At 51.0% G+C, this 3,105-nt stretch carries 2 rRNA genes (1 of these 2 running past the window's edge); both read left to right on the forward strand.

The annotated features are described in order from the left end of the window. Nucleotides 1-2,840 (forward strand): 23S ribosomal RNA (locus tag N4G42_RS25020) (it extends 39 nt beyond the left edge of the window). A gap of 143 nt (nt 2,841-2,983) precedes the next feature. Further along, nucleotides 2,984-3,096 (forward strand): 5S ribosomal RNA (gene rrf / locus N4G42_RS25025). Nucleotides 3,097-3,105: the final 9 nt, after the last annotated feature.

Raw genomic sequence — 3,105 nt, forward strand, 5'->3', positions numbered from 1 at the left:
TTACAGGCGACGAAAGACGTGATAGCCTGCGATAAGCTTCGGGGAGCTGGCAAATAAGCTTTGATCCGGAGATTTCTGAATGGGGAAACCCACCTCGCAAGAGGTATCGCATACTGAATACATAGGTATGCGAGGCGAACCGGGTGAACTGAAACATCTCAGTAGCTCGAGGAAAAGACATCAACCGAGATTCCGAAAGTAGTGGCGAGCGAAATCGGAAGAGCCTTCTAGTGATAGCACGACTGTTAGCAAAACGGGATGGAAAGCCCGGCCATAGCAGGTGATAGCCCTGTATGCGAAAACAGACGTGTGGTACTAAGTTAGAGAAAAGTAGGGCGGGACACGAGAAATCCTGTCTGAATATGGGGGGACCATCCTCCAAGGCTAAATACTCGTAATCGACCGATAGTGAACCAGTACCGTGAGGGAAAGGCGAAAAGAACCCCGGGAGGGGAGTGAAATAGATCCTGAAACCGCATGCTTACAAAAAGTAGGAGCCCGCAAGGGTGACTGCGTACCTTTTGTATAATGGGTCAGCGACTTACATTCAGTGGCAAGGTTAACCGAATAGGGAAGCCGTAGAGAAATCGAGTCCGAATAGGGCGAATCAGTCGCTGGGTGTAGACCCGAAACCAAGTGATCTATCCATGGCCAGGATGAAGGTGCCGTAACAGGTACTGGAGGTCCGAACCCACTAGTGTTGCAAAACTAGGGGATGAGCTGTGGATAGGGGTGAAAGGCTAAACAAACTTGGAAATAGCTGGTTCTCTCCGAAAACTATTTAGGTAGTGCCTCAAGTATTACCTGCGGGGGTAGAGCACTGTTTAGGCTAGGGGGTCATGGCGACTTACCAAACCTATGCAAACTCCGAATACCGCAGAGTACAGCTTGGGAGACAGAGCACCGGGTGCTAACGTCCGGACTCAAGAGGGAAACAACCCAGACCGCCAGCTAAGGTCCCTAAAATTGGCTAAGTGGGAAACGAAGTGGGAAGGCTAAAACAGTCAGGATGTTGGCTTAGAAGCAGCCATCATTTAAAGAAAGCGTAATAGCTCACTGATCGAGTCGTCCTGCGCGGAAGATGTAACGGGGCTAAGCCAGTTACCGAAGCTGCGGATTTGCAATTTATTGCAAGTGGTAGGAGAGCGTTCTGTAGGCCTGTGAAGGTGTCTGGTAACGGATGCTGGAGGTATCAGAAGTGCGAATGCTGACATGAGTAGCGTTAAAGGGGGTGAAAAGCCCCCTCGCCGTAAGCGCAAGGTTTTCTACGCAACGTTCATCGGCGTAGAGTGAGTCGGCCCCTAAGGCGAGGCAGAGATGCGTAGCTGATGGGAAACAGGTCAATATTCCTGTACCGATCAATAGTGCGATGTGGGGACGGAGAAGGTTAGCTCAGCCAACTGTTGGATATGTTGGTTCAAGCCTGTAGTCGTGCTCGGTAGGCAAATCCGCCGGGTTTAGATGAGGGGTGATAACGAGTCTGCTTGCAGACGAAGTGAGTGATACCCTGCTTCCAGGAAAAGCCACTAAGCTTCAGCTATTGACGACCGTACCGCAAACCGACACTGGTGCGCGAGATGAGTATTCTAAGGCGCTTGAGAGAACTCAGGAGAAGGAACTCGGCAAATTGATACCGTAACTTCGGGAGAAGGTATGCCCCAAGTAGGTGAACTCGTACAGAGGGAGCCCAACGGGGTTGCAAAAAATCGGTGGCTGCGACTGTTTAATAAAAACACAGCACTCTGCAAACACGAAAGTGGACGTATAGGGTGTGACGCCTGCCCGGTGCTGGAAGATTAAATGATGGGGTGCAAGCTCTTGATTGAAGTCCCAGTAAACGGCGGCCGTAACTATAACGGTCCTAAGGTAGCGAAATTCCTTGTCGGGTAAGTTCCGACCTGCACGAATGGCGTAACGATGGCCACACTGTCTCCTCCTGAGACTCAGCGAAGTTGAAATGTTTGTGATGATGCAATCTCCCCGCGGAAAGACGGAAAGACCCCATGAACCTTTACTGTAGCTTTGTATTGGACTTTGAACAGATCTGTGTAGGATAGGTGGGAGGCTTTGAAGTGAGGACGCTAGTTCTCATGGAGCCAACGTTGAAATACCACCCTGGTGTGTTTGAGGTTCTAACCTAGGTCCATTATCTGGATCGGGGACAGTGCATGGTAGGCAGTTTGACTGGGGCGGTCTCCTCCCAAAGCGTAACGGAGGAGTTCGAAGGTACGCTAGTTACGGTCGGACATCGTGACGATAGTGCAATGGCATAAGCGTGCTTAACTGCGAGACTGACAAGTCGAGCAGATGCGAAAGCAGGACATAGTGATCCGGTGGTTCTGTATGGAAGGGCCATCGCTCAACGGATAAAAGGTACTCTGGGGATAACAGGCTGATACCGCCCAAGAGTTCATATCGACGGCGGTGTTTGGCACCTCGATGTCGGCTCATCTCATCCTGGGGCTGTAGCCGGTCCCAAGGGTATGGCTGTTCGCCATTTAAAGAGGTACGTGAGCTGGGTTTAAAACGTCGTGAGACAGTTTGGTCCCTATCTTCCGTGGGCGCTGCAGATTTGAGGAAGCCTGCTCCTAGTACGAGAGGACCGGAGTGGACACACCTCTGGTGTATCGGTTGTCACGCCAGTGGCATTGCCGAGTAGCTAAGTGTGGAAGAGATAACCGCTGAAAGCATCTAAGCGGGAAACTCGTTTCAAGATGAGATCTGCCGGGGCCTTGAGCCCCCTAAAGAGTCGTTCAAGACCAGGACGTTGATAGGTCAGGTGTGGAAGCGCAGTAATGCGTTAAGCTAACTGATACTAATTGCTCGTGCGGCTTGACCCTATAACTTTGATAGCCAACACGCTCACCGCGTGAAGCTCAAAGTCTGTTATGCCAAGTTAGACGCAGTCAAATACACAAAATCTGATTCCAGACTCTATGAATTCGCCAGGCAGTTCACAAAAACTGCCCAGCACCAAGTTATGCCTGATGACCATAGCAAGTTGGTCCCACTCCTTCCCATCCCGAACAGGACAGTGAAACGACTTTGCGCCGATGATAGTGCGGGTTCCCGTGTGAAAGTAGGTCATCGTCAGGCTCTTACAGC

The sequence above is a fragment of the Acidovorax sp. K2F genome, assembly GCF_025246485.1.
In the GTDB taxonomy this organism is placed as follows: domain Bacteria; phylum Pseudomonadota; class Gammaproteobacteria; order Burkholderiales; family Burkholderiaceae_C; genus Acidovorax; species Acidovorax delafieldii.